This is a genomic window from Mycolicibacterium arabiense (genome assembly GCF_010731815.2).
Lineage (GTDB): Bacteria > Actinomycetota > Actinomycetes > Mycobacteriales > Mycobacteriaceae > Mycobacterium > Mycobacterium arabiense.
In genome coordinates this window covers 3061814-3074886 of record NZ_AP022593.1, presented here as the reverse complement: position 1 = coordinate 3074886, position 13073 = coordinate 3061814, and the positions used below count along the sequence as shown (strand labels likewise).

Annotated in this window: 13 protein-coding genes; 6 read left to right on the top strand and 7 right to left on the bottom strand. The window is 68.3% G+C overall.

Features of this window, described 5'->3' with window-relative positions; genetic code table 11:
- Positions 1-6: 6 nt before the first annotated feature.
- Positions 7-681, top strand: coding sequence for a phosphatase PAP2 family protein (locus G6N61_RS16520; protein WP_235887145.1), 675 nt, complete (start codon positions 7-9; stop codon positions 679-681).
- Here the strand turns inward: G6N61_RS16520 and G6N61_RS16515 are convergent.
- Positions 635-2122, bottom strand: a complete 1488-nt coding sequence (locus G6N61_RS16515) for a bifunctional phosphatase PAP2/diacylglycerol kinase family protein (RefSeq protein WP_163919486.1) — start codon at positions 2120-2122, stop codon at positions 635-637. The genes G6N61_RS16520 and G6N61_RS16515 overlap by 47 nt on opposite strands.
- A 58-nt stretch (positions 2123-2180) precedes the next feature.
- On the opposite strand from G6N61_RS16515, the gene G6N61_RS16510 reads away from it, so the two are divergent.
- The 3 genes from G6N61_RS16510 to G6N61_RS16500 are packed head-to-tail and all read left to right on the top strand — an operon-like array spanning position 2181 to position 4270.
- The gene (locus tag G6N61_RS16510; protein ID WP_163919485.1) at positions 2181-2765 is read left to right on the top strand and encodes an ArsR/SmtB family transcription factor; all 585 of its coding nucleotides are present in this window, start codon (positions 2181-2183) and stop codon (positions 2763-2765) included.
- Between the two features lie 11 nt (positions 2766-2776).
- A complete protein-coding gene (locus tag G6N61_RS16505) occupies positions 2777-3583 on the top strand; it encodes an SRPBCC family protein (RefSeq protein WP_235887144.1) in 807 nt (268 codons plus the stop codon).
- A 33-nt stretch (positions 3584-3616) separates the two neighbouring features.
- The gene (locus G6N61_RS16500) at positions 3617-4270 is read left to right on the top strand and encodes a L,D-transpeptidase family protein (RefSeq protein WP_163924879.1); all 654 of its coding nucleotides are present in this window, start codon (positions 3617-3619) and stop codon (positions 4268-4270) included.
- Positions 4271-4288: 18 nt separating this feature from the next.
- Here the strand turns inward: G6N61_RS16500 and G6N61_RS16495 are convergent, their stop codons facing one another.
- Positions 4289-4750, bottom strand: coding sequence for a nuclear transport factor 2 family protein (locus G6N61_RS16495; protein WP_163919484.1), 462 nt, complete (start codon positions 4748-4750; stop codon positions 4289-4291).
- A gap of 45 nt (positions 4751-4795) precedes the next feature.
- Between G6N61_RS16495 and G6N61_RS16490 the strand changes: the two genes are divergently transcribed.
- The gene (locus tag G6N61_RS16490) at positions 4796-5542 is read left to right on the top strand and encodes a DUF3159 domain-containing protein (RefSeq protein ID WP_179973470.1); all 747 of its coding nucleotides are present in this window, start codon (positions 4796-4798) and stop codon (positions 5540-5542) included.
- A 91-nt stretch (positions 5543-5633) separates the two neighbouring features.
- Positions 5634-7400 (top strand): Hsp70 family protein, encoded by a 1767-nt coding sequence (locus G6N61_RS16485; protein ID WP_163919483.1) that lies wholly within the window; start codon positions 5634-5636, stop codon positions 7398-7400.
- A 3-nt stretch (positions 7401-7403) separates the two neighbouring features.
- Here G6N61_RS16485 and G6N61_RS16480 read toward each other — a convergent pair whose 3' ends face one another.
- The 5 genes from G6N61_RS16480 to G6N61_RS16460 are packed head-to-tail and all read right to left on the bottom strand — an operon-like array spanning position 7404 to position 13027.
- Positions 7404-8384: an ABC transporter ATP-binding protein gene (locus tag G6N61_RS16480; protein WP_163919482.1), complete on the bottom strand. Its 981-nt coding sequence runs from the start codon at positions 8382-8384 to the stop codon at positions 7404-7406.
- Complete coding sequence (locus G6N61_RS16475) at positions 8381-9382, bottom strand: ABC transporter ATP-binding protein (RefSeq protein WP_235887143.1); 1002 nt, start codon at positions 9380-9382, stop codon at positions 8381-8383. The genes G6N61_RS16480 and G6N61_RS16475 overlap by 4 nt, the downstream gene beginning before the upstream one ends.
- Positions 9379-10341 carry an ABC transporter permease gene (locus tag G6N61_RS16470; RefSeq protein ID WP_163919481.1) on the bottom strand — a complete coding sequence of 321 codons (963 nt, stop codon included), beginning with the start codon at positions 10339-10341 and terminating at the stop codon, positions 9379-9381. Before G6N61_RS16470 ends, G6N61_RS16475 begins: the two co-directional genes overlap by 4 nt.
- Before the next feature lies 1 nt (position 10342).
- Positions 10343-11380 (bottom strand): ABC transporter permease, encoded by a 1038-nt coding sequence (locus tag G6N61_RS16465; RefSeq protein WP_163919480.1) that lies wholly within the window; start codon positions 11378-11380, stop codon positions 10343-10345.
- Positions 11381-13027, bottom strand: a complete 1647-nt coding sequence (locus G6N61_RS16460) for an ABC transporter substrate-binding protein (protein ID WP_163919479.1) — start codon at positions 13025-13027, stop codon at positions 11381-11383.
- Positions 13028-13073: the final 46 nt, after the last annotated feature.

Here is a 13073-nt window from a genome sequence, read left to right as displayed (position 1 = left end):
TCGGTGGTGTTCCCAACGCGAGCCAAATGGACCGTCGCTTCGGCCGTGCTGGCCGTGGCGGTCTACGTGGCGATGTGGATCGGCTGGACGTCGCCGTGGAACTGGATCTCCGACGTCGACTCCTCGACGCTGGCTACCGCCTTCCGCTTGGCGTCGGAGCACCCGGCGTGGGTCGGGACGTGGGACGCCATCTGCACGCTGTTCTCGCCGTTCGTGTTCCGGGTGGTGGCGGTCGGAGTGATCGTGCACGCGTTCATCCGCAAGAAGTGGCGCACCGCCGTGTTCCTGCTGCTGGCCGTCGAACTGTCCGGCCCGCTGACCGTGCTGGCCAAGTGGGTGGGTGACCGGCCCCGTCCCGACACCGCGATGGTGGCCGCGTCGTCGACGTCGTTCCCGTCCGGCCACGCCGTGGGCGTCATGGCGAGTGTGCTGGCGTTCGCCGTCGTGCTCGCGCCCTACGTGCGCCCCCATCTGCGTCGCGTGCTCGTCGTCGCGGGCGTGATCGTCGTCGTCGCCGTGGGTGTGGGCAGGGTCGCGCTCAACGTGCACCACGCGTCGGACGTGGTGGCCGGGTGGGCGCTCGGCTACCTCTGGTTCCTCATGTGTCTGGCCGTGATTCGGCCCATCGCACGGGCTAGGGCAGTGGCCGGAACACCGGCAGACCCCGGTATCGCACGCTGAAAGTCGCCTCGTCGAGGACCATCTCGACCTCGCCGTCGTGCGCGAGCGGCGTCGGGCCGTCGACCGCCTTGAACCGGAACTCGGGTACGCGCATCTCGTGGTAGAGCGGGCTCCTGGTCAACCGGCCCAGCGCCAGCGCGGTGACGATGCGGAGCCGCGCGAACGGTCGTCCGGTCTCGAGGATTCGGACGTCGATGAGCCCGTCGTCGAGGCGGCCGCGTCGCGACGGCGCGAAGCCCGACGGCAGGTACACCGAGTTGCCGAGGAAGAACAGCGACGTCTGCAGCACCTGGTTGTCGAACGCGATGCGCACCGGTTCTTCGCGTCGCAAGGTGTGGAACAGCGCGTACGCGCCGGCCAGCGGCTTGCCGATCTTGTGTTCGAGTTTCTCGCGGGTGCGCACGAACGCCGGGTACGCGCCGATGCTCGCCGTGTTGATGACGGTGCCCGTCTCGTTGACGCGCAGCACGTCGACGCCCGTGACGGTGCCTTCGCGGATCGCCTCCACGGTCCGCTCGACCGTCTCGCAGCCGATGTCCTTCGCGAAGTGGTTGAACGTTCCGCCCGGGAACACTGCCAACGGCACCCCGGTGTCCACGGCTATCCCGGCAGCGCAGGACACCGTGCCGTCGCCGCCGCCGACCGCGAGTACCTCGCCCCGTTCGGCGGCGTCGCGCATGACGGCGGCTACGTCGTCGTCCTCGGTGAGTTCGACGATCTCCGTGGCCGGAAGTGCCTCACGCACCTCGTCGATGACGCGGGCGCCGGTTCCGCTGCCGGACGCCGGGTTGATGACGAGGACCACGCCGGCACCGTCGGGCCGCGCCGGAGTGTCCACGCGCAGCGGCGCGGCGGTGGCAGGCATCCGGACTTCGACGACCGGAGGCACGATCTTGCCGCCGACCACCGCGATCGCGGCGCCCAACCCCAGGCCGGCGAGTACGTCGCCCGGGTAGTGCGCTCCGGTGGCCACCCTCGACATGCCGACCAGGCCCGCCAGGAGCGACAGGCCCAGTCCTACCGAAGGGCTCTCCAGACCGACGCCGACCGCGAACGCGGCGGCGCTGGCCGAGTGGCCGGACGGCAGCGAATTGGACGTCGGCGTCCGCACTGAACGGCGGATCAGCGGCACGGTCAGCACGTTCGGCCGAGCCCGCTTCCAGATCCGCTTCGCGCCCTGGTTGGTGATCAGGCTGGTGAACGCGAGGGTGGCGACGCCGCGGGCCGCACCGCGGCGCACCGCCGGCTTCCCGGTCGCGGTGAGGACCGCCGCGATCGCGAACCACAGCTTCGAGTGGTCGGCCGCGGCGGTCAGCTTGGGCATCACCGCGTCCAGTAGTGGGCTGGGCGACTCCGCGATCGCCTCGTAGACCTCGCGGTCGAGGGTGCCGAGCCCCTTGCCGATCTGCCGAATGCCGCGGTGTCGCTGCCACAGGTCCATGGCCCCAACGTAGCCGCCACCCTTGACAAGTAATCCTGTCAAGGGTCACGATCGGACGATGCTCGACGTCGAGGTGATCTCCGACCCGGCCGCAGCCATCACTGCGCTGGACCCCGTGCGCACCAGACTCCTCGCCGAACTGGGCGAACCCGCTTCGGCGGCCACGCTGGCGACCCGCACGGGCATCACGCGACAGAAGGTCAACTACCACCTGCGTGCGCTCGAGCACCGCGGCCTCGTCGTCGCCGCGGGGGAGCGCAAGTGGGGTGGTCTCACCGAGCGGCTGATGGTGGCGTCGGCGTCGTCGTACGTCGTGTCGCCCCAGGCGCTGGGGCCAGTCGGCGCCGACCCCGCACGATCCGGCGACCGGCTGTCGGCGAGCTACCTCGTCGCACTCGCCGCCCGTTCCATCCGGGAGGTCGGCGAACTGTGGCGGCGCTCCCGCGACGCCGACAAGCGACTGGCAACGCTGTCGATCGACACCGCCGTCCGATTCGCATCGCCGTCGGAGCGCGCCCGGTTCGCCAATGACCTGACCGACGCCGTCACCAGCCTGGTCGCGCGCTACCACGACGACACCGCACCCCGCGGCCGCACCCATCGCCTGGTGGTTGCCGCCTACCCAGCACCCGCCACCGACTGAAGGGACACGACATGCCCGTGCGTAGAGACGACTCCGGCCGCCGATGGGTCGAGATGGAATTCCTGGTTCCCGGCACCCCTGAGGACGTGTGGAACGCGATCGCCACCGGACCGGGGATGAGCGCCTGGTTCACCCGCGCCGAGGTCGACGAATTCGTCGGTGGCGAGGTCACCTTCCACTTCGGGGGTGACGCCACCTCGACGGGGCCCGTCACCGCCTGGGAGCCGCCGGCGCGCTTCGGCTACGAGGAAGTGGGGTGGAGCGGCGAGGCGCCGCCCGTCGCCACCGAGGTGGTCGTGACCGGTCACAAGGGTGGCCAATGCGTCGTGCGCATGGTGCACAGCCTCTTCACCGACCGCGACGACTGGGACGACGAACTCGAGAGCTTCGAGGGCGGTTGGCCGGTCTTCTTCGCCATTCTGCGGCTCTACCTGCGGCACTTCGTCGGCCAGCCTGCGGCCGCCGTCTCGGTGATGATCCCGTCCGAGGTCGACGGAGCCCTGGCGTGGAGCGAGATCACCGAGGCGCTGAACCTGGCGGGCGCCAACGTCGGTGATCGCCGATCCGCCCCGGCCGGGGCGCCCGCGTTGAGCGGGGAGGTCGAACTGCTCCATCAGGATCGCGACAACCGCTACGTCATGCTGCGCCTCGACGAGCCCGCCGACGGCGTCGCCGTGATCGGTGCGCACTGCGCTCCCGGAGTCGCGATGGTGACCGCGAGCCTGTTCTTCTACGGGCCGGGGGCGACCGACCTCGCCGCCGAGCAGGAGGCCGCGTGGTCCCGGTGGATGCCCGATCGTGTCCGTTCGTCCACTTGATCCGTGACTGCATCGCTGCACACGATGGAGGGCATGCGCCGACTGCTGACCTCGTTGTGCGTCGCGGTCATTGCGCTCGTGGCGGCGCCGCAGGCCCGTGCCGAACTCGTCCCGTGGTTCGCCAACCAGGTGGGTAACGCCACGCAGGTGGTTTCCGTTGTCGGCGTTGGTGGTTCGGACGCCAAGGTGGACGTGTACGAGCGGACGTCGTCGGGCTGGCGCGCGGTGGGGGCGGGCATCCCGGCCAAGATCGGCTCGAAGGGCATGTCGCCCGAGCACTACGACGGGTCGATGCTGACGCCGATGGGCGTCTACACCCTGGACTTCGCCTTCGGCACGCAACCCAATCCCGGTGGCGGTCTGCAGTACGTGCAGGTGGGTCCGAACCATTGGTGGGACGGCGACATGAAGAGCCCGACCTACAACACGATGCAGGTGTGCGAGAAGGCCAAGTGTCCCTTCAGCACCGCGCTGAGCGATGGAACCGAAAACCTCGACATCCCGCAGTACGCCCATGCCGTCGTGATGGGCGTCAACAAGCAACGCATCCCCGGCAAGGGTGGCGCGTTCTTCCTGCACACCACCGACGGTGGGCCCACCGCCGGCTGCGTCGCCATCGACGACGAGATGCTCGTGAAGGTCATGCAGTGGCTGCGCCCCGGAGCGCTGATCGCGGTCTCCAAGTAGTCGCGGTCTGCGTGACTGCTACAGCGCGGCGATGGCGCGCCCGGCCTTCACCTTGAAGTCCAGCTCCTTGGTGGACAGCGACGCGTCGTAGGTGCGGTCGTATCCGGTGGCGCTGATCTTCCAGCCGTCGGCCGTCCGGCGGTACCTGTCGTGGTAGAAGCCCGCGCCGATCAACATGAAGTCGAACGCCGGAACGATCACCTTGTCCTGCAGGTACCAGATCCCGGTCGCCTCGTCGCCGTCGACGACGATCTCCGGGTGCGTCACCCGGTGCTCGGTGATGACCTCGGCGGGCATCGAGGTGACCATGAACTCGACGAGGGAGGCGCGGTCGGTGAAGTGGTGCTCCTCGCCGAGCGACTCGCCGTAGTCGCCGACCACGTCCTCGGTGAGCGTGTCGGCGAAGTCGTCCCAGTGCTTGGTGTCGAGCGCACGCAGGTAGCGGTACTTCACTTGCTGGATCTCGTCGATGTCACCCATGGCGACATAGAAACACACCGGTGGGCTCGCGCATATGATTCCGGCGTGGGATTTATTGACGGATACGTGAAATCGCCGTTCGCCGGCATCGCCCCGTGGATACTCCTGTCCGTCCTCTCGGGTCCGGGGCGGTTCGAGGAAGCGGCCTCGGCAGCGCTGGGGCTGTCGCTGCTGACGCTGTGGGTCGGGTGGCGACGAGCCATTCCCGTGCACCTGCTCGAGGTGTTCGGCGTCGCGTTCTTCGGCGTCATGGCCGGACTGGGACTGGTCGCCTCCGACGGAATGATCCAGTGGCTCGAGTCGTGGGCCGGCGAGGTCAGCAACGTCGCCCTCGCCGGGTTCGCGATCATCACGCTGCTGATCAAACGGCCGTTCACCGTGGCGTACGCCAAGGACACCACGCCCGAGGAGTATTGGGACACAGCGCAATTCCTGAAGGTGAACTACGCGATCTCCGCGGTATGGGCGGCGGCGTTCACCTTCTCGGCGATCGTCGGCGCGATCGGCGGCATCGTGTTGCACGGCGAGGCCGACTTCTGGACGGGCTGGATCCTGCCCATCGGGGCGATGCTCTTCGCGGTCGAGTTCACCGAGTTCTACCCCGACTACGCCGGCGCCGACGAGCCCGAATCCCGTCTTCGACTCCTCGACTGGCTGCCGCCATTCGTCCTGGTGGTCGGCATCGTGGGCTGGGTGTCGGAGTCGACGTCGGCCGCGGTGGGGATCACGCTGATCGTCGTCGGGATCGCCGGATCGGCGCTGATGGGGAAGACTCGGCGGGTCAAAACCTAGACGTCAGAACACCGTTCGCGTGCCACGCATCACCGCGCGGCGGAGTGTCCCGGCTCGAGCGCCCGCCCCCGGCGGTTATGGTGGCTTGATCATGAGCGAGCCGCTGGGGTTGTCGATCGGCACCACCAGCATGGTCGCGGCTCGGGTGGGCAGCACACCCGTCAGCCGCCGATCGGTGCTGACGGTGTCCGGTCAGCCGCTGGGCGGGTTCGTGGAGCGCGCCGGAGACCCCGTACCGCTGGTCGCTGCCGACGGGTCGAGGCATCTGGCCGACGACCTGATCGTCACCCTGCTCGACGAGATGGCCCGGAGTGACACCGCCCCGATCGCGATCGCGGTCCCCGCGCACTGGAACGGCGCGACACTGCGCGCGCTGCGCTCCGCGATGCGCAGCAGACCCAACCTGGCGCCGGGCGGCGTGCCCGCCCGCCTGGTGTCCGACGCCGTCACCACGCTGACCGCACTGCACGCCAGCCCCGGTCTGCCGACCAGCGGCGTGGTGGCCCTGATGGACTTCGGCGGCGGAGGGACCACCATCACCCTGGCCGACGCCGCATCGTCCTTCGAAGCGATCGAGACGCGGCGGATCGCGGACTTCTCCGGCGATCAGATCGACCAGGCACTGATGACCGACGTCCTGGACCGGATTGCCGGCGCCGGCGGTGTCGACCCGGCGGGAACCGCAGCCGTCGGCTCGCTCGCCCTGCTGCGGGACGAGTGCCGGCGCGCTAAGGAGCGACTCTCCGAGCAGGCAGCCACGGACGTGGGTGTTCAACTGCCCGGTCACCGCTCGACCGCGACGGTCACCCGCGACGACCTCGAAACCGTGCTGGACGGTCCGATGACCGCGTTGCTCGCCGAACTCGACGATCAGCTGTCCCGCAACAGGATTCACTGGTCCGACGTGACGGCGGTCGCGCTGGCCGGCGGTGGTGCGCGGATACCATTGATCGGTGCGCGACTCGCCGAGCACACCCGGTCCCCGGTGATCGCCACCCCGCAGCCCGCACTCGACGCTGCGGTGGGCGCCGCGGTGTTCGCCGCGCACGCTGCCGACTCCGATGCCCAGACCGGCGTTGCTCACGCGGCGGTCGTCACCGAGGCGATCAGCCAGGCGGCACCAGGGACCGCGACCTTCCGGGCGCTGGCGTGGTCGCAGGATCAGGACACCGAGGACCCGGTGCCCTACACCGGCCCCGACACCTACGTCCGCGAGGATCCCTACGGGCCGCCGACCGGCGCGACCGACGCAGTGCCGCAACACGTTCCGGATCGTAGTGAATACAGGGCATACGACGACGAGCCGCGCGCCTGGCAACGGGTACCGCAACTGGCGTTCGGGGTCGCTGCCGCCGTGGCGCTGATAGCGGTCGGAGGCGTGGCGATCGCGCTGACCAGCGGCACCGACGAGACGCAACCCAGCCCGAGCACCGCGCCGCTGACCGCGACGTCGACGGCGCCACCGATCACCTCCGAGCCCCAGCCGCCGCCGTCCGAACTGCCCCCGCCAGCGGCGGAACCGCCGCCTGCGCCCCCGGTCACCGAGGTGCCTCCGCCGCCGCCCGAGACCGTCACCGTGGAGCGGCCGGTCACCACGACGCCACCCACCACGACCACCACGACGACGACCACCACGACCACCACGACGACGACGACCACGCCATCGACCACCACGACGACGCCGTCCACCACCACCACGACCACCACGCCGCCAACCACCAGGACGACCACGACGCCGCCGATGACGACGAGCTACATCACGGTGCCGTTCGTGCCGGTCCCCATCCCGGTTCAGGTGCCGAACACCCCCGTGCCGCCGCCGGTGTACCAGCAGCCGCCGCCGCTCTTCCCCTACTGAGGCCTACAGCAACGGGTGATGGCACGCCGCAACGTGATTCGGGACGAGTTCACGCAATGCGGGGTCGTCCACCCGGCAATCGTCACCGACGCGCGGGCAGCGTGTGTGGAAGCGACAGCCCGGCGGTGGGTCGATCGGGCTCGGCGGATCGCCCTCCAGCACCAGACGCTCCCGCGCCGCGTTGGCTCTCGGGTCGGGCACCGGGACCGCCGACAGCAGCGCGTGCGAGTAGGGATGCAGGGGGTGCTCGTACAGCCCGGCGGCCGTGGCGCTCTCGACGATCCGGCCCAGGTACATGACCGCCACGTGGTGCGACACGTGCCGCACCACGCCGAGGTCGTGGGCCACGAAGAGGTAGGCCAGCCCCAGTTCGTCCTGCAGGTCCTTGAGCAGGTTGACGATCTGCGCCTGCACCGACACGTCGAGCGCGGAGACTGGTTCGTCGGCGATGATCAGGCTGGGTTCCAGTGCCAGAGCACGGGCTATGCCGATGCGTTGCCGCTGCCCACCGGAGAATTCGTGCGGGAAGCGCTCGCCGTGCTCGGGCCGCAACCCCACTCGGTCGAGCAGGTCGCGCACCCGTGCCTCGACGTCGCGGCCCGACGCGAGCCCGTGCATCTCCATCGGATCGCCGATGATCTGACCCACGCGCTTGCGCGGATTCAACGAGGCATACGGGTCCTGGAAGATCATCTGCATCCGCCGGCGGAACGGCCGCATCTGGCGCCGGTTGCGCCCGACGAGTTCCTCGCCCTCGAACCGCACCGACCCCGAGGTCGGATCGACCAGCTGCAGGATGGTGCGGCACAGCGTCGACTTGCCGCAGCCGGATTCCCCGACCAATCCCAGGGTTTCGCCCTTGCGGAGTGACAGGCTCACGCCGTCGACCGCGCGTACCTTGGCGACCTCGCGTTCGACCACGACGCCGGACCTGATCGGGAAGTGCTTGACGAGGTCGGTGACCTCGAGCAGCGGTTCGCTCACGTGCTCACCACCCGTTGCAGGCCGATGCGTCCGTCGACGTCGCGCAGCAGGCGCTTCTGGTCGAGATCCAGCCAGCAGCGGTCGCGGTCCAGCTCCGGCGGGATCGTGCACGCGTCGAACTCGTGCGGGCAGCGCGGCGCGAACCGGCAACCCGTTGGCGGGTGCAGCAGCGACGGCGGTTGCCCCGGGATCTGGGGTAGGCGATCGGGATTCGGCTGATCGAGCCGTGCCAACGAGCCCAGCAGACCCCACGTGTACGGGTGGCGCGGATCGTAGAACAGGTCGTCGAGCCGAGCGTTCTCCACGATCTGCCCGGCGTACATCACCGCCACGCGGTGGGCGATCTCCGCGACCACGCCGAGGTCGTGGGTGATCAGGACGACCGCAAGCCCCCGCTCCCGGTTGAGGTCGGTGAGCAATCGCAGGATCTGCGCCTGGACCGTCACGTCGAGCGCGGTGGTCGGCTCGTCGGCGATCAGGACGTCGGGGTCCAGGGACAGTGCCATCGCGATCATCACGCGTTGGCGCATGCCGCCGGAGAACGAGTGCGGGTAGTCGCGGACGCGTCGCTCGGGATTCGGGATGCCCACCGTGCGTAGCAAGTCCACCGCGCGGTCACGGGCGTCGCGCTTCGACACGTCGCGGTGGGCGCGGATCATCTCCACCAGCTGGTCGCCCACCCGGTACACCGGATTCAGCGACGTCATCGGGTCCTGGAAGATCATCGCGATCCGCTCGCCGCGGACCGCCCGCAGCCGCTCGTCGTCCAGCTCGGTGAGGTCGAGGCCGTCGAAGCGGACCGAACCCGTGATCGTCGCGTTGGGAGCGCGCGTCAGCCCGATTAAGGTCTGCGCGGTGACGCTCTTGCCGGAGCCGGATTCGCCCACTATGGCCAGGATCTCGCCCGCGTCGAGCGCGAACGACACCCCGTCTACGGCTTGCACCACGCCGCCGTCGGTGGCGAAGCCGACCCGCAGGTCGTCGACTTCAAGGATCACGAAGGTGCCGCCTCTCCCAGTCGGATGCGTGGATCGAGGAACGCGTAGGCCAGATCCACGAGGGTGTTGAACAGCACGATGAAGAAGGCGCCGAAGATGGTGACGCCCATCAGCGGCGGCAGATCGAGACTTCCGATGGCCTGCCCGGCATAGAGGCCGACCCCGTTCAGGTTGAACACGGTCTCGGTGAGGATGGCCCCGCCGCCGACGACGGCGCCGAAGTCGAGGCCGAACAGCGTCACGACCGGGATCATCGAGTTCCGCAGCACGTGGCGCATCCTGACCTGACGCTCGCTGATGCCCTTGGCGCGCGCAGTACGCACGTAGTCCTCGTTCATCACGTCGAGCATGTTCGAGCGCAGCACGCGGCTGTAGAAGCCGACGTAGAGCACCGCCAGGGTGAGCCACGGCAGGATCAGGTGATACGCCCAGTCCACCGGGTCCCTGCCCAGCGGAACGTAACTGCTGGTGGGGAACAGCTGGGCCTTGAAGCTGAGGTAGTACAACAGGATCGCCGCGAGCCAGAAGACCGGGACGGAGATGCCGACCAGCGACAGGATCGTCAACGCGCGGTCGGTGAACTTGCCGGCATGTACGGCACTGAGATAGCCGAACACCAGTGCCAGCGCCATCCAGATCACCGCGGCGCCGATGCACAGCGACAGCGTGGCAGGCAGACCCTTCCAGATCTGCTCGACGACGTTCTGCGAGCTGGCGTACGACGTCAGTTCCCCGGTGAAGATCTGCCTCATCATCGTCACGTACTGCTCGGGCAGCGGCTTGTCGAGGCCGAGATCCGCTGTGACGCGCGCGATCAACTCCGGATTGGCGTTCTTGCCCGCGATGCGTGCTGCGGGGTCGGAGTTCGGGATCACGTTGAAGATCAGGAACACGATGACCGAGATCGCGAACAGTACCGCGAGCATGCCGAGTAGCCGCCGTACGACGAAGCGCCCCATGTCAGTGCTCCAGCCTGATCTTGGCGCGCGGATCCAGCGCGTCGCGCAGCCCGTCGCCGAACACGTTGAGCGCCAACACTGTAAGCACGATCATAACGCCCGGCACGATCGTCAGGTGCGGCGCGGTGTAGATCGTCTGGTACCCGTCGGCGATCATCGTGCCCCACGACGCGTTCGGCGCGCGCACACCGGCGCCGAGGAACGACAGCGACGACTCGAGCAGCATGTTGTTGGCGATGTTGAGCGTGAAGAACACGATGATCGTGGACATCACGTTGGGCAGCAGCTCGGCGACCATGATGCGCAGCGGCCCCGAACCCTGCGCCACCGCGGCCTCGACGAACTCCTTCTCGCGCAACGCCAGGATCTCGCCGCGGATGGGACGCGCCATGTACGGCACGTACACCAGACCGATGATGAAGATGGGGATCCACAACGAATCACCCGCGACGACCAGTCCGCCGATCTTCAACCCGCCCAGCGCCAGTGCGGTGCCGAGCGCAATGCCGAGCAGCAGGACCGGAAAGGCCCAGACCACGTCCATGATCCGCGACAGGATCGCGTCGATCCAGCCGCGGTAGTACCCGCAGAGCAGCCCGACGAGCACGGCCAGGGCCGTGGTCACCACCGCGGCGGCGACGCCGATGAAGATCGACGTCCGGCCGCCGTAGAGCAGTCGCACCATCACGTCGCGCCCATTCTGGTCCGCGCCGAGCAGGTAGCGGCCGTGCAGGCCGGGGCCCAGCGGCGTCCCGTCCGGTGACACGACGTAGGTCTCCTGCCCGTCGATGAGCACCTTGTCGGTGATGTGGTTCTGGTTGGGGCCGGTGTGCGCGACGTGCTCGGCCCACAGCGGCGCGGCCAGGCACAGCAGCACGATCAGCACGAACAGCGCGCCGAACACCAACGCCATCTTGTTGCCGCGCAACCGAAGCCACGCCAGGTACCAGGGGCTGCGGCCACGGATCGACTCACTGGGGACGCCGACGGGTACCGGAATCTCGCCCGGTGCCTCGACGTCCCCGATCGGGGCGCCCATCTACTTCAGAGCCAGGGCCGAGTAGTCCTGATTGAAGAGCAGATGGTTGTAGGCCTTGTCGAAGTCGATGCGTTCCGACACGAAGGTGGCGAACTGCTCGTTGCCGTACGGCGCCCACGCCGCCTGCTCCATGAACGACTTGTCGAGCGCTGCGTACTGCTGCTCGACGCCGCCGTCGGAGAGCTGCTTGGCCAGGAGTTCGTCCATCTTGGCGTCGAGGCCGGGGATGCTGACGCGGGAGAAGTTGTTGCCGTTGGTGGGCAGGATGCTCGCGCCATTGAGCAGCGGCCGGAAGAAGTCGTCCGGGTGCGGGAAGTCCTGGAACCAGTTGGCGAACCCGGTGTCGAGGTCGGGAGTGGCCTGGTTGCCGATGGTGGTGAAGTAGACGTCGCCTGCGATGACCTTGAGCGTGGCGTTGAACCCCAGCTGGATCAGCAGGTCGTGGTAGTACTCGCCGATGCGCTTGCGGTCCGGCTCGTCGTTGGTCCACACGGTGATGTCCTTGTCGGCCGGGTTCGCCTCGGCCAGAAGCGCTTTGGCCTTGTTCATGTCCGGACCGGGGTACAGCTCGTACTCCTCGTACCCGGGCATGCCCGGCGGCAGGATCTGCTGCGTCGGGTGCATCCGTCCACCGAAGACGCGGTTCAGCGCCTCGGGGTCGATGGCGTAGTTGATCGCCTGGCGCACCCGCACGTCGTTGAACGGCGCCGTCTGGTTGTTCATCCAGAAGTAGTAGGTGTTGATCGACTCCTCGAGGCGGAACCGTTCCCCGAAGCGCGTCTTGACCTCCTGGAGCCGATCGGCGTCCGGCGGGTCGACCATGAAGTCGATGGTGTTCTGCTCGACGCCCGTGACCTGGGCCGAGTTGCTCTTGTTCTGGGTGATCGTGATCTTGTCGACGGCGGCATCGGCGACTTCGGTTGCGCCGGCGTCCTTCACGGTCTGGAAGTTCGGATTGCGTTCCATCGTCAGCGTCTGCGGCGCCTCGACACTGGAGATCATGAACGGTCCGCTGGACGGCGGCGGATCGTTGGTCGCGTCCTTGTCGAGCGGAGTGCTCGGCGGAACGGGCGCCGAGAACGGCAGACCGAGGACGTTCTCGAAGGTGCCGTTGGGCTCGGTGAGGGTGATGGTGATGTCGCCGGTGCCGTCGTTGGTGGTGATCCCGGCGATCCGGTCGGCCTTGCCGTCGGCGTAGTCGCTCGCGCCCACGATCGGTTCGAAGAAGACCGAGCCGCCCGAATCCGCCTTGAACAGGCGCTGAACGGCGTAGGCGAAGTCGGACGCCTTGATCGGGGTGCCGTCGGAGTACTTCATGTTCTGCCGCAGCTTCAGTTGGTAGGTCTTGCCGTCGGCGGAGATCGTGGGCATCTCCGATGCCAGGCCGGGTACTACCTCGGTGCCCGCCTCTCCCTTGGCGTGCTTGTACGTCAGCAGCGGAACGTAGGTGTTGTACAACACCTCCCAGCCCTCGACCGTGTATGACAGCTGCGGGTCGATGTAGTCGGGGAACGACGTCATGGTGACGTTGATGTCGCCTCCGGTGCCCCCACTGCCCGACGAGCCCTCGTCGCCACCGCATGCGCCGAGCCCCAAGGTCAGGGCCGTCACGCAGACGACGGCGGAAAGCTTGCGCACTGTGCTCATCGAGTCTCCTCCGGTGGACCGGGGCTGTCCGGTCGGTGTCCTAAAG

Excerpts from the sequence above, each read along its gene's own strand:
- G6N61_RS16515 (WP_163919486.1), bottom strand. The coding sequence starts at position 2,122 with ATGGACCTGTGGCAGCGACACCGCGGCATTCGGCAGATCGGCAAGGGG.
- G6N61_RS16510 (WP_163919485.1), top strand. The coding sequence starts at position 2,181 with ATGCTCGACGTCGAGGTGATCTCCGACCCGGCCGCAGCCATCACTGCG.
- G6N61_RS16505 (WP_235887144.1), top strand. The coding sequence starts at position 2,777 with ATGCCCGTGCGTAGAGACGACTCCGGCCGCCGATGGGTCGAGATGGAA.
- G6N61_RS16500 (WP_163924879.1), top strand. The coding sequence starts at position 3,617 with ATGCGCCGACTGCTGACCTCGTTGTGCGTCGCGGTCATTGCGCTCGTG.
- G6N61_RS16495 (WP_163919484.1), bottom strand. The coding sequence starts at position 4,750 with ATGGGTGACATCGACGAGATCCAGCAAGTGAAGTACCGCTACCTGCGT.
- G6N61_RS16485 (WP_163919483.1), top strand. The coding sequence starts at position 5,634 with ATGAGCGAGCCGCTGGGGTTGTCGATCGGCACCACCAGCATGGTCGCG.
- G6N61_RS16470 (WP_163919481.1), bottom strand. The coding sequence starts at position 10,341 with ATGGGGCGCTTCGTCGTACGGCGGCTACTCGGCATGCTCGCGGTACTG.
- G6N61_RS16465 (WP_163919480.1), bottom strand. The coding sequence starts at position 11,380 with ATGGGCGCCCCGATCGGGGACGTCGAGGCACCGGGCGAGATTCCGGTA.
- G6N61_RS16460 (WP_163919479.1), bottom strand. The coding sequence starts at position 13,027 with ATGAGCACAGTGCGCAAGCTTTCCGCCGTCGTCTGCGTGACGGCCCTG.